The sequence below is a fragment of the Commensalibacter sp. W6292M3 genome (genome assembly GCF_016101315.1).
GTDB lineage: Bacteria > Pseudomonadota > Alphaproteobacteria > Acetobacterales > Acetobacteraceae > Commensalibacter > Commensalibacter melissae.
This window is the reverse complement of the sequence record NZ_JACFQT010000001.1, coordinates 525,096-547,054: the sequence shown is the minus strand read 5'-3', so window position 1 is coordinate 547,054 and position 21,959 is coordinate 525,096. Positions and strand designations below refer to the sequence as shown.

The 21,959-nt window shown below is 37.2% G+C and carries 21 protein-coding genes; 4 read left to right on the top strand and 17 right to left on the bottom strand.

From position 1 onward, the window contains the following. Window positions 1-3: 3 nt before the first annotated feature. From lpxD to folK, 16 genes are all read right to left on the bottom strand, one after another. Window positions 4-1,071, bottom strand: coding sequence for a UDP-3-O-(3-hydroxymyristoyl)glucosamine N-acyltransferase (gene lpxD / locus H3T57_RS02435; protein WP_198193042.1), 1,068 nt, complete (start codon window positions 1,069-1,071; stop codon window positions 4-6). A 26-nt stretch (window positions 1,072-1,097) separates the two neighbouring features. Beyond that, window positions 1,098-1,949, bottom strand: coding sequence for an OmpH family outer membrane protein (locus H3T57_RS02430; protein ID WP_122124277.1), 852 nt, complete (start codon window positions 1,947-1,949; stop codon window positions 1,098-1,100). A 51-nt stretch (window positions 1,950-2,000) separates the two neighbouring features. Continuing rightward, window positions 2,001-4,424 carry an outer membrane protein assembly factor BamA gene (gene bamA / locus H3T57_RS02425; RefSeq protein WP_198193472.1) on the bottom strand — a complete coding sequence of 808 codons (2,424 nt, stop codon included), beginning with the start codon at window positions 4,422-4,424 and terminating at the stop codon, window positions 2,001-2,003. Between the two features lie 199 nt (window positions 4,425-4,623). Beyond that, the gene (gene rseP, locus H3T57_RS02420; RefSeq protein WP_198193040.1) at window positions 4,624-5,730 is read right to left on the bottom strand and encodes an RIP metalloprotease RseP; all 1,107 of its coding nucleotides are present in this window, start codon (window positions 5,728-5,730) and stop codon (window positions 4,624-4,626) included. A gap of 25 nt (window positions 5,731-5,755) precedes the next feature. Next, window positions 5,756-6,913 carry a 1-deoxy-D-xylulose-5-phosphate reductoisomerase gene (dxr, locus tag H3T57_RS02415; RefSeq protein WP_155580526.1) on the bottom strand — a complete coding sequence of 386 codons (1,158 nt, stop codon included), beginning with the start codon at window positions 6,911-6,913 and terminating at the stop codon, window positions 5,756-5,758. Window positions 6,914-6,958: 45 nt separating this feature from the next. Beyond that, window positions 6,959-7,837, bottom strand: coding sequence for a phosphatidate cytidylyltransferase (locus tag H3T57_RS02410; RefSeq protein ID WP_198193032.1), 879 nt, complete (start codon window positions 7,835-7,837; stop codon window positions 6,959-6,961). Beyond that, complete coding sequence (locus H3T57_RS02405) at window positions 7,830-8,603, bottom strand: isoprenyl transferase (protein WP_232349711.1); 774 nt, start codon at window positions 8,601-8,603, stop codon at window positions 7,830-7,832. The genes H3T57_RS02410 and H3T57_RS02405 overlap by 8 nt, the downstream gene beginning before the upstream one ends. A gap of 25 nt (window positions 8,604-8,628) precedes the next feature. Continuing rightward, the gene (frr, locus tag H3T57_RS02400) at window positions 8,629-9,150 is read right to left on the bottom strand and encodes a ribosome recycling factor (protein WP_155565942.1); all 522 of its coding nucleotides are present in this window, start codon (window positions 9,148-9,150) and stop codon (window positions 8,629-8,631) included. 87 nt (window positions 9,151-9,237) lie between these two features. After that, complete coding sequence (gene pyrH / locus H3T57_RS02395) at window positions 9,238-9,981, bottom strand: UMP kinase (RefSeq protein ID WP_110438157.1); 744 nt, start codon at window positions 9,979-9,981, stop codon at window positions 9,238-9,240. Window positions 9,982-10,096: 115 nt separating this feature from the next. Next, on the bottom strand, window positions 10,097-10,981 hold the full coding sequence (gene era / locus H3T57_RS02390; protein ID WP_155565586.1) for a GTPase Era: 885 nt from the start codon (window positions 10,979-10,981) through the stop codon (window positions 10,097-10,099). After that, complete coding sequence (gene rnc, locus H3T57_RS02385; RefSeq protein ID WP_110438159.1) at window positions 10,981-11,733, bottom strand: ribonuclease III; 753 nt, start codon at window positions 11,731-11,733, stop codon at window positions 10,981-10,983. The genes era and rnc overlap by 1 nt, the downstream gene beginning before the upstream one ends. Next, window positions 11,730-12,590: a signal peptidase I gene (gene lepB, locus H3T57_RS02380; RefSeq protein ID WP_155580531.1), complete on the bottom strand. Its 861-nt coding sequence runs from the start codon at window positions 12,588-12,590 to the stop codon at window positions 11,730-11,732. The genes rnc and lepB overlap by 4 nt, the downstream gene beginning before the upstream one ends. Before the next feature lie 69 nt (window positions 12,591-12,659). After that, the gene (gene acpS / locus H3T57_RS02375) at window positions 12,660-13,082 is read right to left on the bottom strand and encodes a holo-ACP synthase (RefSeq protein WP_198193030.1); all 423 of its coding nucleotides are present in this window, start codon (window positions 13,080-13,082) and stop codon (window positions 12,660-12,662) included. Window positions 13,083-13,098: 16 nt separating this feature from the next. Continuing rightward, window positions 13,099-15,366 carry a bifunctional (p)ppGpp synthetase/guanosine-3',5'-bis(diphosphate) 3'-pyrophosphohydrolase gene (locus tag H3T57_RS02370; protein WP_198193028.1) on the bottom strand — a complete coding sequence of 756 codons (2,268 nt, stop codon included), beginning with the start codon at window positions 15,364-15,366 and terminating at the stop codon, window positions 13,099-13,101. A 70-nt stretch (window positions 15,367-15,436) separates the two neighbouring features. Beyond that, the gene (gene rpoZ, locus H3T57_RS02365; RefSeq protein ID WP_110438163.1) at window positions 15,437-15,844 is read right to left on the bottom strand and encodes a DNA-directed RNA polymerase subunit omega; all 408 of its coding nucleotides are present in this window, start codon (window positions 15,842-15,844) and stop codon (window positions 15,437-15,439) included. A 57-nt stretch (window positions 15,845-15,901) separates the two neighbouring features. After that, entirely contained in the window at window positions 15,902-16,399 is a 498-nt protein-coding gene (gene folK / locus H3T57_RS02360) for a 2-amino-4-hydroxy-6-hydroxymethyldihydropteridine diphosphokinase (protein WP_155569353.1), read from the bottom strand. A gap of 179 nt (window positions 16,400-16,578) precedes the next feature. On the opposite strand from folK, the gene H3T57_RS02355 reads away from it, so the two are divergent. The 4 genes from H3T57_RS02355 to H3T57_RS02340 all read left to right on the top strand — a co-directional run bounded on the left by H3T57_RS02355 (window position 16,579) and on the right by H3T57_RS02340 (window position 20,099). After that, entirely contained in the window at window positions 16,579-17,124 is a 546-nt protein-coding gene (locus H3T57_RS02355; protein WP_110438165.1) for an NYN domain-containing protein, read from the top strand. Between the two features lie 62 nt (window positions 17,125-17,186). Further along, complete coding sequence (locus H3T57_RS02350) at window positions 17,187-17,822, top strand: uracil-DNA glycosylase (RefSeq protein WP_155565590.1); 636 nt, start codon at window positions 17,187-17,189, stop codon at window positions 17,820-17,822. A 385-nt stretch (window positions 17,823-18,207) separates the two neighbouring features. After that, window positions 18,208-18,456, top strand: coding sequence for a hypothetical protein (locus H3T57_RS02345; RefSeq protein ID WP_198193026.1), 249 nt, complete (start codon window positions 18,208-18,210; stop codon window positions 18,454-18,456). 173 nt (window positions 18,457-18,629) lie between these two features. Further along, window positions 18,630-20,099 carry a PepSY domain-containing protein gene (locus H3T57_RS02340; protein ID WP_198193024.1) on the top strand — a complete coding sequence of 490 codons (1,470 nt, stop codon included), beginning with the start codon at window positions 18,630-18,632 and terminating at the stop codon, window positions 20,097-20,099. Between the two features lie 331 nt (window positions 20,100-20,430). On the opposite strand, the gene H3T57_RS02335 is transcribed toward H3T57_RS02340, so the two are convergent. Continuing rightward, window positions 20,431-21,924: a Ppx/GppA family phosphatase gene (locus tag H3T57_RS02335; protein ID WP_198193021.1), complete on the bottom strand. Its 1,494-nt coding sequence runs from the start codon at window positions 21,922-21,924 to the stop codon at window positions 20,431-20,433. Window positions 21,925-21,959 lie beyond the last annotated feature (35 nt).

Sequence of the window (21,959 nt, the reverse complement as noted above, 5' to 3'; positions counted from 1 at the left end):
TGTTCATTCTTTTTCTTTTGAAGACGACTTAACAAGACGCCTTAAAAAAGCAACATTTCTGAAAAACTCTCGAAAAGGCATTGCCGGACTACCAATTACATCGGATTTAGCATCAATATCCGACATTACACCACATTGTGCACCTATTCGGGCATGTTCCCCAATATGGATATGTCCAATCAAACCTGCCTGTGCAGCAATTGTAACGAAATCCTCCAATCGGGTCGAGCCGGATATTCCAGCCTGGGCTACCACAATGCAGCATTTTCCCATTTGGACATTATGTCCGATTTGAACTAGATTATCTATTCTCGATCCTTCACCAATAACCGTATCTCTTACCGATCCCCGATCAATTGTTGAGTTAGAACCAATTTCAACATCGTCTTTCAGGATAACTTTACCAATTTGAGGCACACTTAAAAAACCATGTTCACTAATGGCAAAACCAAATCCATCCTGTCCTATCCTAACTCCTGGATATAATGTAATTCTATTCCCCAGAATTGCACAGCTCAAAGAAACATGACTTCCAATTCGACAGTTTTCACCAATTTCCACACCCTGTTCAATGACAGTATGTGACCCAATAATTGAACCCTTTCCAATTTTCACGTTTGCCTTTATCACTACAAATTCCTGGATTTCAACTTCATCATCAATCTGGGCAGTTGAGTCAATACAGGCAGAAGAATGAATACCGGCTTGAACCGAACTTTTAGGATAAAACAAAGATGCTATTCTCGCCCATTCCAAATACGGATTTTTTGTTACCAAAGCATGAGAATGATGGGGTATTTTATCTGCAAAAGCAGGTGAAACAATTATTAATCCGGCTTTTGTTTGAGATAGCAAGTTAATATATCGTTTATTATCAAGAAAACTAACCTCATTTTGCGAGGCTGATTGCAAAGGCGCAATTCCCATTAAATCAAAAGATTTATCTCGACCATTGTATGCTGGAACAAATTTGGCTTCAGAAGTCCCAATAATCTGTTCCAGGGCAATAGGTGCAGACTTTTTAAAAAAACGAGAATCACCAGGACAATTGTTAATCGTATTCAGATTCACTTTATAATAACACTTGATTTTATTAATTATTTAGTTGTTTTCTTTGGTTCAACCGCTTTGGTCTGAGGTTTTTGAGGTTCAGGATTCGCTGTTGTTGGCATTGTTCCACTTTTTGCCAATTCTTCAGGATCGACATTTGCCGCAGGTACAAAAACAGATGGTAGATTTTTATTAAGCTCTTTTAAAACATCATTTGTAATATCGAGCTCATTAACGCTTAATGCGACTTGCTCACGATGTAGTACCAAATTCATATTATGACTGGAAGCCACATTCTGAATAATCTGAATCAATTCACGTTCAATCTGTCCAAAAGAAACTTGTGCCGCCTCTTGAATAATCCTGCTTCGATTGCGAAAATCCTTTTGTGCCTTTAAAACACGTGCCTGTAACTGACGTGCACGCGATTGAATTTGTTCAGAAGTCATTGTTCTAGCTTTTGCCTGAATTTGCTGCTGTTCCGAACGCCAAACTTTTTGTTCTTTTTGAACATCCTGTTGCAGATTGTCCCTACGAGCTTCCAATAATTTTGAGGCTTCAAGATAAGCGGTTGATTGACGCATAACATCCGGAACACTGATTACCCCAATTACAGCCTGTGGTGGTGGATTGGATTTTGCAATAGGGGCTGGTGTCGGAATTGGTGGTAATGGCAAAACAGGCTGATTTTGATTCTGCATATCGGTTTCATCGGAATCATCCGTGTCAGGAACAGAAGCAACCGGTACAGCTTTACTAACATTAGCAGTGGAATGCTTTACTGTTTTTGGCGTATTGATAACAGGTTTTGTCTGGCTCCCTTTAGGAATGAACCATCCATTATTCTCGTCTGCGGCATGAACAGAATTATTAAATCCAGAAAATGAAGGAATAATCATTAACCCTGTCACTGCCAAAAAAAGCTTTAAATTTTTTGTCATTATAAATCCTTAAAACTGTTGTCCAAAACCAAACCTTAATAGTTGTACCCGGTCACGTCTCTGTTTGACAATAGGTATACCAACATCAACATTCAACATACCGAAAGGACTTTTCCATGAGATACCAGCACCAGTACTTACACGCGGTGTCATTGAATTTCCCCAAATCGGTGTATAACGATCTCCATCAGTCGCTTTATTGGTATAACGACGTTTGACACGCATTCCTCCCAAAGCACCCATATCCACAAAATAACGACCCATTAAACCCAGATCACGTGAAGCGGGCATGGGAAAATTAATTTGTGCTGAAGCCGTGTACATGAAACGACCTCCCAGGAAATCTTCCTCACCATGGGATTTACCCTCAACCACATGACTGATTGGATGGGTTCTTGGTCCAACTCCACCATCATAGAAACCACGCAAATTGTTACCACCAAGATAAAAGTTATCAATAACACTTCTATGATTATGTCCTGAAATATCGCTTATATACCCTGCACCACCACTGATACTCAATGTCCAATCACGATTACCGGTAAAATCATCCAGGGGGAAATACTGGGCAGCATCAATTTTACCGCGAACATATTTCGTGTCACCACCGACACCAGCAAAATCACCACCTAGGCGAACCAAGGTTCCACTGTGAGGATTCATTCTCGAATCTCTCGTATCATAAGTAATCGTCGTACCAATTTGCGACAAGAATGAATAGCCTTTTTGATCAAGAATATAGAAAGATGAGTGGCTCCAAATATCATGAACCCTTCTTTCCATAATCGAATATGTCCATTGCTGTGACAGAACGTTATTAAACGCGTATCCGATACGGAAAGTTGCGCCATACCTGTTTTCGGCATAGTTCTGATAAGTCTGATAATTATTTTCAAGATAGAATATATCAATTCCCGCAACCATATTTTTACCCAGAAAATATGGATCTGTTATCGAAAAATCAGCTTGTCGAGCATAATAGGCCATCGTACCGTTAATTCCCGCATCAACCCCTGTTCCAAGGAAATTACGCTGCCTTAACCCTATATTTCCCAACACACCGGAATCCGTGGAATATCCTCCCCCTAGTGAGAATTCACCTGTTGGTTTTTCCTGAACATTTACAGAAACCATTCGTTTATCAGGAGCGGAACCTTTACTTTTTTCTACTTTGACAGTTTTGAAATATCCCAAATCCTCAACTGATTGCTTTATATATTTTTCGGTTGTATCAGTAAAAGGATCATTTTCAGCTATAGGCAACTCACGACGGATAACCTTATCCTGAGTCACCGTATTACCGTTAATGTCTATTCTCTCAACATAAACCCTCGGCCCTTCCATAACATCAAAAAGCAGATCAACAATCTTTTTTTCCGGGTTACGCGCAATTTCAGGTCTTACCACGGCAAAAGGATGCCCCTGTGACTGCAATGTCTCCTGAATATCTTTAGCTAAGTCATCAATTTCCTTGCCATCATAGATTTGCCCTTTACGTATTGGAATCATCCGTTGAACTTTTTCAGCTGTTACATTTTCAACATTTGAACGGGCATCAACCTTACCCAGACGATATTGAGGCCCCTCTTCCATTGTATAGGTGATGTAAAAAGACTTATGGTCAGGTGATAATTCACCCGTAGCATTGATCATTTTGAAATCGACATAACCGTTACGTAAATAAAATCTTCGAATCAATTCCGCATCATAACGGACACGTTCCGGATTATACTGATCGGAAGAGGAAAAGAATCGATACCACGCAGCTTCTTTTGAAGAGGTTACCTGACTTAAACGTGCCTCACTGAATGCATGGTTACCAACAAAAGTAAGTTTTTTAATTAAAGTTTTAGGACCCTCATCAATTCTAAAAACAACATCAATACGATTATGAGACAGGTTGATAATTTGTGGCGTAACAGAGACTGAATAACGTCCTTTTGCACCATACATGGCAAGGATACGCTGACGATCAGAAGCAATCAGTGAAGGGGAATAAACAGAACGCGCCCTCAAGGAAGTGTATTTCTGAATATCCGTATCCTTGAGTTTGGAATTACCCTCATAAGCTACACGATTGATAATCGGATTCTCTATAACCTTGATTTGTAACGTACTGCCGGAACGATGCAGACTTATATCTTTGAATAAACCTGTGGCATAAAGTGTTTTTAAAGAACGATCCAATAAATCCTTATTAAATGGATCACCTGGTTGAGCCAGCATATAAGAAAGAACTGTCGGGGTTTCAACTCGATCATTTCCATATACTTCAATTGATTGGATAATGCCGCCCTGTTTCGTTACTTGATTATCAACAGAACGCTTTTTATTACGGGATTTTTTTATAGAACTTCGACGATAATCCGCTTTTTTATGATGAGATGCATAGGAAGTTTTACTTGTTGTTTGAGCATGTAACGATACGCACATAAAAGGAAATATGCATACAGAAGCAAACAACGCCGAACGTTTACCGGACAAATCAGCCACCCTTTATTACCAAAACAAATCCATTCAATTCAATATCACAAGAAATACAACAATTAAATCAAATTTTATTTCTTAAACTAAAGGGGTAACGATTTTTAATCCTTTTTACAAGTTTTTGATTACAGAAATTGAATAGAATTTATTTACTGTGGCTTGTAAACCAGCTTATCAAACCCAATTGTGATATATCGTTATATGTTGAAAATAAAAAAAGCAACAAAATCAATCCGAAACCGATTTGAAATGCCCATGCCTGAATTTTTTTATGAACAGGTTTACGACATACAGCTTCAATAACATAAAATAATAACCGTCCTCCATCCAACATTGGAATCGGAAACAAATTTATAAGGCCTAAATTAATGGATAAAACTGCCATCATTAAGATTAATTGATCAAAACCTTTTTCTGCAACTTGACCAGAAATCTGGGCTATTTTTATTGGTCCGCCCAGTTCACTCAAGGAACGTTGTCTGGTAACCATCTGCCCCAGTCCAATAACAGTGTCAGCGGTTATATTCCATGTTTCACGGAATGCATACACGACAGAATCTTCGATTGACAATCGATGTTTTTCAACAAAAATTCTGCCCATGACAATTCCCAACTGCCCTATTGATTTATGGCCAATTAATTTTGAACTAATTGTGATCGGCAATGAAACTTCCTTACCTTCTCTCTTCACAATCATCGTTGTCGTCATTCCCGGATGCTTTTTCGCAAATAAAGCCAGGGATTGAGCATCAGGATTTTTATATTTGTCAATTTGAATAATTATATCATGAGGCTTCATACCAGCTTGACTGGCAGCACTATTGGGAACAATATTTTCCACCACTGGTTTAATAAAAGGTTTACCTGAAATTGCGAATACACCGGCAAACAGGATCACGGCTAAAACAAAATTAAAAAAAGGTCCTGCAAAAATAACGATTGAACGATCCAATACAGGTTTTGCATGAAATGTCTTCCCCGGAATCCAATTTGCTTTTTGTTCATCCGTGGCATCTTCCGGATCTTCAAATCCATGCGGTTTTACGTAACCACCCAACGGAATAGGACATAACCGCCATTCGGTTCCAACTTTATCACGCCATTTATATAGCGGTTTGCCAAAACCAATTGAAAATACGTCAACATGAACCCCACGCCAACGTGCAGCCAAATAATGACCAAGTTCATGAATGAATACAAGCACTCCTAATACAAATATGAAAGAGATAATTGTTACTATAAACGCATGCATCCAGTCTTACCCTATATTTCTTAGATTAGTTATTGTAATTGTTCAGCCACTCTTTTGCGCAACGACGAGCTTCCATATCCCAATGCAACACATCTTCTAGTGAATTCGCCGTCGGTGCACCAAGTTTTTGCATGACGGTTTCAACTAGAACCGCTATATGGAGAAAACGAATTTTTTCATGAAGAAATGCATCAACTGCCACTTCATTGGCTGCTGATAGAATAGTTGGCGCACATTTACCAGCTTTCAAGGATTCACGCGCCAATCTTAAAGCTGGAAATCTTGTTTCGTCAGGTGCTTCAAAATCCAACTTTCCTGCCTTGGCAAGATTCAATCGTTCAACATTTGAATACATTCTCTTCGGCCACGCCAGAGTATGAGCAATTGGAATTCTCATATCTGGAGAACCAAGTTGTGCCAAGATACTTCCATCTTCATATTGTACCATACTGTGTACAATGGATTGGGGGTGGATTAAAACATCAATTTTATTCTCGCTTACGGAAAACAACCTGGCCGCCTCAATAATTTCCAACCCTTTATTAAACATTGTTGCTGAATCAATGGTAATCTTGGCACCCATCGTCCATGTCGGATGTTTTAATGCCTGATCTAGTGAAACATTTTTCATCTCTTCAAGGGAAAATTTTCGAAATGGCCCACCAGAGGCGGTAAGAATAATTTTTTCAATTGCATTATATTGTTTGTCCGCCATTGACTGAAAAACAGCATTATGCTCGGAATCAACAGGAAGTAATGTCGCGCCGGCCTCTTTCACGGCCTTTAACATCACATCTCCAGCTGAAACCAAGGCCTCTTTGTTAGCCAAGGCAACATAACGACCGTTTTTAACGGCGGCCAAAGTTGGTTCCAAGCCAATGGCACCGGTAATAGCCGCCATTGTCCAATCAACAGGAATAGCTGCCGCTTCCAAGACAGCCTGACGTCCCCCCATTACCTTTACAGGGAAAGAATTCAGCAATTCTTTCAATTGTGGTAAAAATTGATCATCTGCAATAACAGCATATTCAGCATTAAGCTTAATTGCCTGTTCAGCAAGTCTTTTAAAATTCTTGCCCCCAATCAAGGCAACTGTTTTGAACGCCTGGGGATCTTGCAACAAGAGATCAACTGTCGAACACCCAATACTTCCTGTACAACCCAATATTGAAACCGTCTTCATTTCCCGAAAATCCTCATCATGTCCAAAACCAGAATGCTCCCTTTATTATTTAAACAAATATAAAGGTATATTAGGTTTTATATTAAATATTAATTGATTACTAGCTAGCGATCCACCATTCCATTTGACACCCTCTATTTCAGATGGCAGGAAAAAAGTAAGAAGAGCAACCAAAATTGATACTGTCAACAAAGCATCGCAACGATCCAGAACCCCCCCATGTCCGGGAATGATTTTGCCTGAATCTTTAACACCTAAAATACGTTTGAGTTTACTTTCAAGCAAATCACCAATTTGCGCCATAATACCGATAAGAACACTCAAGACACATCCGATAAGATAGGAATATTCTATTCCTTGATTCAAATATCCAATGATACAGGCTCCGACGCAGCCAGCACCAATCAATCCACCTATAGCCCCCGACCAGGTTTTGCCAGGAGAGACAGAAGGAATGAGTTTGGGACCACCAACAAGTTTTCCAACAAGATAGGCACAACTGTCACTTGCAATAACAACCGAAACAATCCAGATGATCATCCAGGTTTGAAAGCCTGTCATAAATCTTAGCCATAATAAAGATAAACCAGCACCACCGATAATCACTGATCCCAACCATAATTGTGGTCCAAAGATAAAGGCAAACCCCAATATGATATAAAGCGATTGTGTCCACATCCCTTCAAGGGCAGCGCAATAGGCTATAACGGGCCAAAATAAAAACAGGCATCCTTTAAAATTTTTATAACTTATTTTAAAAAGATTTTCCCATTCATATACCATTACGATACTTATAATGGAAATCATACCGATGTAATACCATTCACCCCATACGATACAAATCAAAGCAACAGGAACAATAATCACTGCAGAAACAATTCGTACAGGCAAATCCTGCCAGGAAGCTTGTTGATTACTATTCACTATCTTCTAATCCCGGTCTGGCACCAAAACGTCGTTCCCGACGAATATAAATATCTATAACCCTATCAAAATCCTTTTTGTCAAAATCTGGCCAAAGCGTATCAATGAAAATTAATTCAGCATAAGCGGCCTGCCATAAAAGAAAATTTGATAATCTGCTTTCACCACTTGTTCGTAAAATAAGATCTGGATCTGGTATATCTGCCGTAAAAAGATATGATGCAAATAAATCTTCTGTTATGTCCCGTGAATCAAGCAACTTGTCAACCCGATCCTGACAAATTCTCTTAACTGCCTGAATAACCTCTCCTCTCCCTCCGTAGGAAAGAGCCAAAGTCAGGACAAGCGCATCATTATTCTTTGTCAAATATTCCACTGCATGCAAATCGTTTTGAAGATTTTGGTCAAAACGTGTAATATCACCAATTATACGAATACGAATATTCTGCTTATGAAGCTTTTTAACTTCACTTTTAAGGTAAAATTTCAAAAGGCCGGTTAAATCTGATACTTCCTCTGGAGTTCTTTGCCAATTTTCAGAAGAAAACGCATAAAGAGTCAACCATCTTATCTTTTTTTCAATAGCAAATTCTATACTTCGTTTAACCGCCTGTGCACCTGCACGATGTCCGGCAATTCTCGGCAATCCTCTTGCAGCCGCCCAACGACTGTTGCCATCCATAATGATCGCAACATGTTGGGGTATTTCACAATCATCCATTGTTGATGATATTTTGACATTATCATGAACAGTAGGTAAAACCATTAATTATCAACCTGATGTTTATGATCTATACCTGTTTAATGTCACGTTCTTTTTCAGCAAAAACCTCATCAATTTTATTGACATACTGATCTGTTATTTTCTGAATTTCATCAGACCAATCTTTTACATCATCTTGACTGATTTCACCTTTTTTTTCAGCAGCTTTGGTTTTGTCCATTCCATCACGACGAACACCCCTCACCGCAATTTTTGCATTTTCAGCATACCGGCTTGCAGCCTTAACCATTTCATTACGTCGCTCTTCGGTTAACTGTGGAATAGGCACTCTAATTAATTGCCCGTCAGGAATAGGATTTAATCCCAACCCACTTTCCCTTATCGCCTTGTCTACAGCGGATGCTAGCGTCTTGTCCCATACTTGAACAGATAACATTCGTGATTCTGGCGCTGTAATGGAAGCGACCTGAGTAATTGGTGTAATGCTTCCATAAGCATCAACGCGAATAGGCTCCAGCAAGGCCGGAGTTGCACGTCCCGAACGCAACCCTGCCAGATCATGCTTAAAAGATTCAATAGCACTCTGCATACGTCGTGTCAGATCCTGCTTTAAACTATTAATATCATCAACCACATCAACACCTTTTAAAATTATTAAGATTATTTAATTTATCTTTTACTTATGATTTGAAGAAGAAGCAACCACTCTGGTACAAACACCATTCCCCAATAACACATTTTCAAAATTGCCCTCTTTGTGTACATTAAACACTATCATTGGCAACTTATTATCCTGAGCCAGACTGAAAGCCGTCGCATCCATGATATTTAATTCCTTGATGAGAGCCTCAGAATAGGTGATTGTATCATATCTTTTGGCATCAGGATTGTTCTTGGGGTCGCTATCATAGACACCGTCAACCTGTGTCCCTTTCAGCATAATATCACATCCCATCTCAATGGCTCGCAACGCTGCAGCTGTATCCGTAGTAAAATAGGGATTTCCCGTACCCGCCGCAAAAATAACCACCCGTCCCTGTTTTATATGTGAAATGGCCTTGTTTCTTACATAATTTTCTGCAATCTGAGGAATATCAATCGCCGACATGATACAGCTTTCAATATGATGCTGTTCCAAAACATTATGCAAAACAATTGCGTTAATCACTGTAGCCAGCATTCCAGCATAATCACCATGAACACGATCTATTCCCTTGGAGGCTGCAGTCATGCCACGAAAAATATTGCCACCACCGATTACCAAACAAACTTCCACACCAGACTTAACAACATTGGCGATATCGCTTACAATAGCGTTTGCAACTTTGGGATCGATACCATAACTACCTTCACCCAGTAAAGCCTCACCTGAAATTTTCAATAAAACTCGTTTAGGAACAATTTTTTCTGAAGAAACCATTATAAATTCACATTGTAAATAAAGTTTTTTTTAAGTGGTTAAAGATATTATATCAGCCATTAAAATTTTGAAAGAATGAAAATAAATTTTAATTGATTAACAAACAATGCTTATCCTATGAAAGATCAAGCCCTATGGCTTTTAATCGATTATTTTCACTATCCCAATTCTTTCTTTCCTTAACTGTTAAAAAAACGTGACATGGCCGTTCCAATAAACGAGAAAGTTCTTTTCGGGCCCGTTCACCGATCATTCGTATTTTTTGTCCTTGATGCCCAATTATAATCGCTTTGTGATTGGGTTTAGAGACATATATTACCAAATCAACCCGTATTGAATGATCAGATTTTTCTTTGAAACTTTCTGTTTCAACAGTTATTGCATAAGGAATTTCTTCATGAGTCTTCATAAAAATTTGTTCACGCACCAACTCGGCAGCAAGCAACCGGTCTGGCAAATTGGTCAAATCATCATCTGGATATAGCCATGGCCCTTCAGGAACCTCTTTTGCCAGTGCTTCCATTAAATCATTTACACCATTCCCCTTTTTCGCACTCACCATAAAACTACGTTCTATTGAAAGTAAACTATTAACCTGATCTGCAAGAGGTAACAGTTTCTGAGGGATAATTTTATCAATTTTATTTAATACCAACCAAATACGGCGGCTAGTTTCCTTCAATTTTTGAATTATAAGGTTAATCTCTTCATTTAATCCATTATGTGCATCCAGAATAAAAAGGGTTATATCTGAATCCACCGCACCGGTCCAGGCATTTGAAACCATCAATTCGTCCAGACGTCTTTTAGGCTTAAATATACCTGGTGTATCGACCAAAAGAATTTGAGATTGCTGATGCATAACAATTCCCAATATCCTCATTCTTGTTGTTTGTGCCTTGGGGCTGACAATTGACAATTTCGCCCCTACCATTTGATTTAACAAAGTTGATTTACCAGCATTTGGTGCGCCTATTAATGCAACAAAACCGCAACGCATCACTTATTACCCTGTCTCTTGATTTTATTAACCTTATTTAGTTTGCCCAGCAAATCCTTGGCTGCCGCACTCTGTGCACTTCTTTTGCTTCCCCCTTTACCTTGTCCCTCCATATTTTGTGCCTTGACGTTTATAATAAATACAGGCGTATGGGACGGACCCTCCTGGGAAACCAATTCATATACTGGTAAAGGCAATCCTCTTGTCAACAGCCATTCTTGCAATGCTGTTTTTGAATCTTTGGGAGGCAGCGCCTGCGCTTTCATAATATCAACCCATAATTTACGGACGAATTTTCTGACAGGTTCAAGTCCTCCATCAAGATACATCGCCCCCAAAATAGCCTCTACAGCATCAGCCAGAACACTTTCGGTATAATTGACCCCGGCTTTTTCTTCATGTGACGCAACATGAATACTATTATGAATTTCAAGTTTTGATGCTATTTTTGCCAAAACTGTTTTGGACACAAGATTGGCATGACGAGGTCCAAGATCACCTTCCTGCTCATCCGGAAAACGTTCCAATAACCATTCCGCCATCACCAATCCTAAAACACGATCACCAATAAACTCCAACCGTTCATTTGACCGGGCTCTTTTCCTTTTTTTATGTGCATATTTTTGTTCATACACTGCGGAACGATGGGTTAAAGCCTTTCGGAACAATGACTTTTTTACAAATTCATATCCCAGTTTATTTTCAAGTTCTTTTTCAGAAGAGTTCAGGGAGTTAATAGTTATTTTTGTCATTTTACCGCTTTAAACAATCTATCCCAACGTATTTCAACTGGCCAATACCAAAATTGCCAAACTGGATGCTGACTATCATAAGAATAAAAAATAAACTGCACTTTCCCGATTAAGTGATCAATTGGGACATATCCAAGATAATCTGGCGAATTAGGATCTGTGAATCGACTGTCCGCACTATGTTCACGATTATCACCCATAGCGAAAAAATGTCCCTGAGGCACCTTGTAGATAACAGTATTATTTACGTTTAATTCCCCATTCCATAAATAGGGAGATTGTTCATATTCATCAAAATCTTTTTGCAGAATATCGTGTTTAACAATTTTGCTATTGGCTGGTAGGAGTTCAGTAAATCGATGATCCACTTCAACAGGAACAGAAGAATTCTCTTTATAGTGATATTCTCCTCTAAATTGACGTTCAACGGCCTTGCCATTTACGTATAAAACACTATTTTTTACCTGAACAGTGTCTCCCGGCAAACCGATAATTCTTTTTACGTAGTAATCGTAGGGAGGCTTAGTACTTCTGAAAACAGCTACATCTCCTCTTTTCGGAGCTTTATACCATAGCCTGCCTTTAAGATCCGGATGATAGAAAGGTAAGGAATAGCGAGAATACCCATAACTGTATTTACTAACAAAAATATAATCCCCAACCAAAAGGGTCGGGATCATTGAACCAGATGGGATATTGCAGGGCTCGAATAGTAAAATGCGTATAACAAGAATAATAAGACCACCCCAAAAGATAGTAGAAATCAATTCCTTGATCTGATGCCATATTGAATCATGTTTTTCATTATTTCCTGTATCTTTTACAGGTTTATTTATCTTATCCTGATTATTTTCCATATAAACAATCTATCTTGTTAAATTCCTAATAGGTGCCCGATTTAGATGCGGTATTTCAAAGTTTCACGATCACTGTTCATTTACGGTATTCATTGGAAGCATTTCAATAATAACTTGCGCAAATGCATAAGGATATTCATCACTCATGGTCAGTAAAATATTCGTTTTTTTATTTTTATCAATTAATTTTTGTAAAGATCTGAAAGCGCCATTATATAATCTTAATGTCGGTTTACCTTTTTCGTTATTGACAATTTCAATATCCTTGTAAAAAACCTCTTCTGTAAATCCCGTACCCAATGCCTTGGCACAGGCCTCCTTTGCTGCCCACCGCTTGGCATAAGTTCCAGACTTAAGTTTGTCTGATCGCGTTTCAGCCTTTTTTATCTCTTTATCAGTAAATATACGATGAAGAAAACGTTCCTTATGGTGTGTAATGACTTTTTCGATACGACGAATGTCACATAAATCTGACCCAATACCAATAATCACTTTGTTTCTCCATTAATCATGAACATGATCGTTCAACATGGACAATCCCCTTGACCATTTGCAAACCATTGATAACCTGATTTAAATGTGTAAGGTCTTTAACTTCCACATCCAACAGAATTTCGATGAAATCCATATGTCGGTTAACAATTTTCAAATTTATCAAAGAGCCATCATACTGAACAATACGATTGGCAATAGTTGCCAGAATGACGTTGTCGTTTTCCGCCACAATTTTAATACGCGCTGTATAATTTTTCTGTCTATTCACCTGGTTTAATATATCATAGTCCCAATCCAAACTCATAAAACGTTCTGGGGTAGCAGAAAAACTGTTTAATGTTGAACATTCCTTGCGATGAATAGTGATCCCCTTGCCTGTTGCAACAATACCAACAATGGCATCATCGGGAATTGGATGACAGCAACCCGCAAAATGAACCACAATTCCCTTATCCATACCTTTCAATGGGGAAGAGAATTTATGATCGTCTTTATTTTTATTTTGGCTAATACGACCTTTATCACTTAACCCGGGCACAAAACGAGGGGCACGTTTAATAGGTTTTAATTCTGGGTAAGCAACATATACTATATCTTTGGCAGAAATATTATCGCTACCCACCGCTATATATAATTCATCAAGAGAGGTTTGTTTAAAATTCTTTAAAACAGTTTCAAGAATTTTTTGTGATCCATCAACACCTTCCTGCCGAAAAGCCTTAGCCAGCGCAACGCGTCCAGCCTCCATTTTCAATTCTTTTTGTTGATTACTTACAAAATGACGAATTCGAGCTCTGGCTTTTCCAGTAACTACAAATCTTTCCCAGGATGGAGAAGGATTACCTTCCCGTGCAGTCATAATTTCCACTTGATCACCATTTTTTAATTTTTGGCGCAAGGGGATAAGTCGTCCATTCACTTTTGCACCAACACAACGATCCCCAACCTGACTATGAACCGCATAGGCAAAGTCGACAGGTGTCGCTCCTCTTGGTAGCTGGATCAACTCCCCTTTCGGTGTGAAACAAAAAACGAGATCCTGATATAATTCCAGCTTCGTATTTTCCAAAAATTCATCTGGGGCTGTTGAATCTTCAAGAATTTCAAGAAGATCCTGAACCCAGCGTAATTTTTTCATCTTGGCAGCAATGCCAATAACCTGGTCATTATTTTTACTGTTTTTGTTAATAATCGGCAACTGCTTATATATCCAATGAGACGCAACACCATTTTCAGCAATATCATGCATCTCTCTTGTACGGATTTGAATTTCAATTTTCTGATTGCGGGGAAAACGCAAGGTTACCCCCGTATGAATACTCTGATAACCATTGGCCTTGGGCGCTGAAATATAGTCTTTAAAACGTCCGGCTACAACAGGGTAATGACTATGCACTATTCCAAGGGCTGTATAACAATCCTCTTTGGTTTCAACCACAATTCGAAACGCCATTATGTCGGAAAGCTGTTCAAAGGTAACCTGCCTTCGCTGCATTTTTTCCCAAATAGAGTAACAAGATTTTTCCCTTCCCGTTACCTCAACCTGCCTCAACCCACCCTTTTGGCAGATTGCCTTAAGCTCGGCACAGACTTCCTCAATAATATCTGCACCCTGTCCACGCAAGAAATTTAAACGCGCTTTAATAGAAGCATCTGCCTCAGGTTCCAAAACAGAAAATGCAATATTTTGCAATTCCCTTTTCACATTATCCATTCCGATACGTTCAGCCAATGGCGCGTAAATATCCATTGTTTCACGAGCAATACGCTGCCTACGATCCAGTCTTTGAACATAGTGTAAAGTACGCATGTTATGCAGACGATCAGCAAGCTTGACAATCAATACACGTATATCCTTGGACATCGCCAAGACAAGTTTACGAAAATTTTCAGCTTGTTTTGTCTTATCAGATTGTAATTCAAGCCTTGTCAGTTTGGTAACGCCATCCACCAAATCTGCAACAACCTTGCTGAATTCCTTTTCTATAAATTCTCGGGTAATTTCTGTATCTTCTATCGTATCATGCAAAAGACCTGTTACGATAGAGGCAATGTCAACTTTCATATGAGCCAAAATATTTGCCACAGCCAAAGGATGTGTAATATATGGAGCCCCATTGTCACGATACTGTTTCTCGTGTGCCTGAACAGAAATTCTAAAAGCTTTCTCTACACAAGCAACATTCGCCTCCGGCTCATATTTCCGAATACGATCAATTAATCCAGCGCAATCAATTTGATTGCTTTCACTCAAGGCTATGGGAAAGCTGATATTTTCCACTTATAATCCAAAAATTAAATGACACTCTTATTTAATTTTATAGATTATAAAACTGAAAAATAAAATTAAATTATTCCTCTTTATTTTCAGAAGCCATACGACGACGATCCAATTCATGCATGATCTGATTAATGTTCTCAAAGGAATTTGTCGGTTTGGCCTGTTCTTCCTCGATTGAAACATCTTGAAGGCCAAAGATATTTTTTTCCGCCGGGATCAGATCTGCAACCTCTTCCTCCACTGGTTCAGGTTCAGGAGCACGAGTCAGGGTACGGATAATATCATTTTTAATTGTTGCAAGATCAATTTTTTCATCTGCAATTTCTCTTAGGGCAACCACTGGATTTTTATCATTGTCACGATCTATAGTTAACGCCTCACCTCTTGAAATGTTACGTGCTCGTTGTGAAGCATAAAGCACCAATTCAAAACGATTAGGAATTTTTTCAACACAATCTTCTACAGTAACGCGTGCCATTCAAATTAATCTCCAGATTCAAAAGGATTTAACCAATATCATATTTTTATCAAGAAATCAAATGTAAGGTTCAATACCCTGATCAGGTGGTAGTTCTGATATTAATTCATCAAGTGATTTCTTGCTTTCGGGATGAACCCAATTTGGCAATACATCTCTTAAGGGATATAAAACAAAAGCCCTTAAATGTGCCCGGGGATGCGGCACGATCAATCGTGATGAATCTTTGATGATTTTGTCATGATATGCGATTATATCGAGGTCAAGCGGGCGAGATTCATTTATCTTTTGACGTATTCTACCTGCTTTGTCCTCCAAATCATTTAAAATTGACAGTAAATCTTCGCATGGAATTTGACTATCAAATAATATGACACCATTTATATATAAAGGTTGAGATGACGGCGGAATTGGTGTAGTTTGGTACATTGGAGAAACAATCATGGAGGTATCATTAAGTTTTTTACCCAAATAACAAAATGCTTTTTGACACATTTCATAAGGGTTGTCTCCCCATGCTCCTGGAAGGTTGCTTCCGACTGAAATAATAATCATAGTTTTGTAATAATTACCTAAATAAATAAATTTACATCACAAGGATACAAAATATCTCGCCTTTTAATGTAAAATTGATATAACCTATAAAATGTTGATATAACTGATAAAACAAATTATGTATAACGATTTTTATTCTTATTTAACTCCTGCTTTCAAAAATTTTAAGGTGCTTATAAATGTTTCTTAAAAATAATGAAAAGGTCTGCTTATTTATCGATGGAGCAAACCTTTATTCCGCATCACGTAATCTGAATTTTGATGTCGATTACAGAAATTTACTCAATTTTTTTAAAAAACAATGTAACGTCATTCGTGCCTATTATTATTCTGCTGTTCTGGATACAGAAGAATATTCTCCATTAAAACCCCTGACTGACTGGTTGGCCTATAATGGGTTTCTTCTGGTTACCAAGAATGCCCGTGAATTTACAGACCAAAATGGTCGGCGAAGGGTAAAAGGAAGCATGGATATTGAATTGGCTGTCGATATGATGGAAATTGCTCCAAAAATTGATCATGCCATATTATTCAGTGGTGATGCCGATTTACGACGCCTTGTTGAATCCGTTCAACGACAGGGGGTACGTGTTTCTGTCGTATCTTCTATTAAAACCAACCCACCCATGATTGGTGATGAGTTAAGAAGACAAGCCGATCAATTTATTGAATTAACAAGCATTGCACCCGAGTTCACTCGACGGCCAAATGAAGCCCAACAATAACTATACATAATCTTTATATCCAATTTTATTACAGTCTATTTTTTCAAAAAATATTTGATTTCATGATAAATTTAACACCTGACATAAATTGTAGCATTTGTCCTCGTCTTAAAAATTTTAGAGAAGAAAATAAAGAAAAATTTCCCACTGGCTGGAATGCACCTGTTCCAACCTGGGGGAATATTGATTCAGAATTACTTGTTGTTGGTCTAGCTCCAGGATTAAAAGGGGCAAACTTGACCGGGCGTCCTTTCACGGGAGATTATGCAGGCATTTTACTCTACAATACTCTTATCAAATACAAATTTGCCTCTGGAACCTATCAGGCTGATCCCAATGATGGTTTGACCCTGATCAATTGTAAAATCTTGAATGCCGTTCGTTGCGTGCCACCTCAAAATAAACCCACAACGCAAGAGGAAAAAAACTGTCGCCCTTATTTGAAATCAGCAATTGAAAATATGATGAATTTAAAAATTATTTTGGCGTTGGGTGTAATTGCACATAAAAATATTTTGTCATGTTTTAACATTTCGAATTCTAAAGTGAAATTCAAGCATGGACAATATATTCAACTAAATGAAAAAATATCGCTGGTCGACAGCTATCATGTATCAAAATATAATACGAGTACCAGATTATTAACGACGGAAATGTTTGAAAATTTGATAGAATCCATTCACGTCAAACTTGATTAGGATTACTTTCTCTTTTTTAAAAAAAATTGAAAAATAATTATCAAGATCATTATTACAACTAATAATCCATAAACAAATAACGGGAATACTCCAAGAGCCATCTCTACTGTCATAACTTAAATTCTACAGTTTTTTACAAGTTATAATATTTTCTAAATAAAATAACCCATTTCAATTAAAATAAAAAATTTTGTTTCTAAAAATTTTAATAGATTTTGCTGATATTTTTATCTACTCATTTTATTTAAAATATTCAAATATACTCTTTAATTTTATTAAATAAATACCTTTATTAAAAGAAAACAAATATAACTAAATTCAAACTACAAACAACCTTTATAAAACAAAACACAAATCTTATACTTACACTATGATAGGAAATACTATGCCTTCTAAAATAAATGTAAGAGATATCCCCGTACAAAACATTAATTGTGGAAATATCATTTTTTATCTTGATCAACTATGGAAGGTCATAAAAATAAGATATTCCCTTAAAAATTCATGCATCAATTTTCATGCCATAAGACAAATCAATAATACAGACACAACATCTCTTGAAAATATAGACAAGGATATTATCCAATTGCAAAGAGTTCCCGAGGCTTCCATCACAATTGTTGAAAGTACCTAACTTATTACTTATCAGCCATCTGAATTCTTTTTTATATATAAATGTTTCATTGTTATTATAATTATTATTTATATATAAAAAATTTAAATTCCTCTATAATAATATCAAGACTATTGCTTTTTTATTATTTATGATAATAATAATTATTATCATTAAGCGTTACAAATCATATTATGCATCAAAAAACTTTATTCTTGATAAAATCCATTCATCGCTGGATAGGGCTGGCAGGTGGATGGTTTCTTTTTATAATTATTATTTCAGGCAGCCTAACCTTATTTGATAGTGAAATCAATCAATGGATGCGGCCAGAACTTGCACGGGTCAAACCGGCCCCCCTTTCCTCCAAGGCACTGGATAATGCCTACAAAATTTGGACATATAGCCAAAATATGCCCAAAAATTTAATTAAACTTCCCTCTTCTCGCGATCCCTATCTATATGTTTCCTATTTAAAGGACAATATAAAACGCAATATTGTTCTTGACCCTCATGAAGGGAATATTATTTCAGTCCGAAATACAGCAGGCGCTTCATTTATCGTTTCCATTCATAAAAAACTATATATGAATCCTAGATATGGACAATTTATTTTACTTATTGTCGCTTTTTTCTTTATTCTTTCAATCATTACTGGTGTGATTTTACATTATAAACCCTTTATCAAAATGCTTTTTAACCTTCAGGTCAAGGCTGCCCCCCTTCGACAACAACTTAATTATCATACGTCCATTGGAATAATTTTCTTGCCATTTCTTTTTATAATAGCATTAAGCGGTTTTTTATTCATCATTCCTCATTATATACCTTCTCCTCATCCTCAATCAAAACCTGAAAATATATATAAAGACAATCTGAACACATTATCTAAACAAAATTTACTCAATTTAGTTAATGAAACTGAACGTTATTTTAATAATCCCGCAGGATTCATTTTTTTTACTCCTAAAGAAATAAAAATAGGTGAAGCGAACAATAGTCATCTAACCAGTTTTAAAAATCTAGTTGGTTTTGATAAAACTACAGGAAAATTAACATCACATTCTTCCTTATCCCCCATGTTTGGTTATCCTGAAAAAGTTATTTTTGGCATTCATATGGCCAGGGCAGGTGGAGCCATATTCAGAACTATCAATTTTATATTAGGATTGGGCAGTGCGTTTTGTGTAGCTTTTGGTCTTTTATATTATTCTAATCGCCATAAAAATAAACTTTTTACAAACAAAATAACCTATATTGTATATAAAACCATTGAAGGAATTAATACTAGCGTCATTATGGGAACTCTTATAGGATTCATATCCCTTTTATGGATCAATCGATTTATTCCCTTTGATTTTCCAAACAGAATCCATAATGAAATTTTTTTATTTTTCACAATATGTCTTCTTGTCTGCATTTACAGTTTTTTATCAGCATATTTTAACTATACAAATCATGCCTTAAAAAAATTAATGACAATATTCAGCTATCTCTGTCTACTTCTTCCTATTGTGGATCTGTTATTCAATAATATCCTGATAAAAGCCTCGTTACTGAATGGAAATTTCCTTTTTATAAAAATGGATGGCACAGTTTTTATTTTAGGTATTGTTTCATTATTGTTTTGCTCATATTTAAATAAAAAATCTTATCTATCATGATCATACTTATTATAACGTTAAATATTCTTGGCATATTCGTTTTTGCTGGCAGTCTGAAGAAATTTCAAGATAAACTACCAAACCAGTATTCAAACGAACAAATAAAATATTATTATAAAATTATCAGTGTATTGCTTATATTTTGCAGCTTTATACTTTGTCATTTATGTTGGAGGAAGATAGGCTGGATAATTGGGGTCAACCTGACTTCCATCAATATGCTTGCAGTCACTATCGTGATAAGTTACTTTCCTCAATTTTTTTTAAAATGGAATGACAAATTTCATTCTATATTTGATTCATAGTCAGGCAAGCATCTATATAAATTTATTCATTTATGGTCAGGCAGTAATTTCGTATCAAGACCCATCAATTGACCTAATCGGGACAAACGACGTGAGACTGTCTCACTGATAACAGCATCCAAATGATGATAATAATATAATGTAAGTTTCTTTTTCCCAACTTTTAACCGTGTTCTCAACAAAAGGTTGGGAAGATTTCCTGATAATGTATATGCCAATCGAAATGCCAGTCCCAATATCACGGCCTGTTCATAATGTTTAGGAGAAAGAATTTTCTTGGAAGCAGACAGGAATTTGTCATTCATGGTGGCATCATAACGTATCGCAATTGTCAAGGCCAAAAAGGCTCGCAACTGATGGTCAAACGCCATGCCGGCCATCCGTAAAATACGATAATAAGCCTGCTCTTTACGATAGGCTGGATGGTCATGACAACCACAATCAGAAATCATACAGGCTACCCAGCGTTTTTGCTGCATATCCTGATCTTCATTATTAAAAAGTGAATCTGTCCACTTGATCAGAGCGGAAGGAAATTCCTGTACACGACCCAATCGTTTACAAATATCTAAAGCTGCAGCTTCTTGTGGGTTTTGATTACGATTATTTTCGGCAATAACATTTCGCATATACCAACCTTCCCGAACCCCCTCTGCGCAAAAAATAATTTTTGACGGTTTCAAAATCATTAATAACTGTTTCAACACCGTGGCGGCATATGGTAAATCGTTTAACCTTTTATGAATTAAGGCCTGTGTATTTAAATTCCCATCTTTTAACTTAAGTAAAATCCAATCCACAAGAATTTTTGCTTCACTATAAGAAAGCGTGTAATAATGAACGATACAAATCGGATAAGAAGTGTATTCCATATATAATTGTGCCATTGCCCGAAAAGCGCCACCGACCAAATATAATTTTTTCTTTTTGGATTCATGCAACCATTTAACCGATTTTATATCCCTACCCGCAATAACATTCGCTTTTGGAATTTTCTTGCCTGCACGATCCATCAGGCGAATAACACCCAAAGACAAGGTTTGTGCATTATATCGCTGCTGATTTGAAATTTGCACCAGCTCCATAGAGCCACCACCAATATCCGCAACAACACCGTCCGCATTCGGAATACTGCACATTACACCCGCAGCGGCATAATCTGCCTCCTGTTCGCCAGTCAATATTTGAACAGGTACACAAGGCATCCATTTATGCAACTTTTTTAAAAATTCATGTCCATCATCTGCATCTCTAACCGCTGCAGTCGCTAGGACAACAAATGGATTCGCCTTCATTGTCGTGGCAATTGCATAAAACCTTTTAAAAACATCTTCGGCTAACAAGACACCTTGCGGATTGAGTTTACCTGTTTTTTCCAACCCGCTTCCCAATCTAAGTGTGGCTTTTTCATTAAAGATAATTACGGGATTACGCTCCCTTCCTTCAAAAACAACTAAACGAACGGAATTCGAGCCCAAATCAACAATTGCTGATCGTATTGAGGAAGAGGAATGGATCATTATTATTTCCTTTGAGGCAAAAAATTATAATAGAT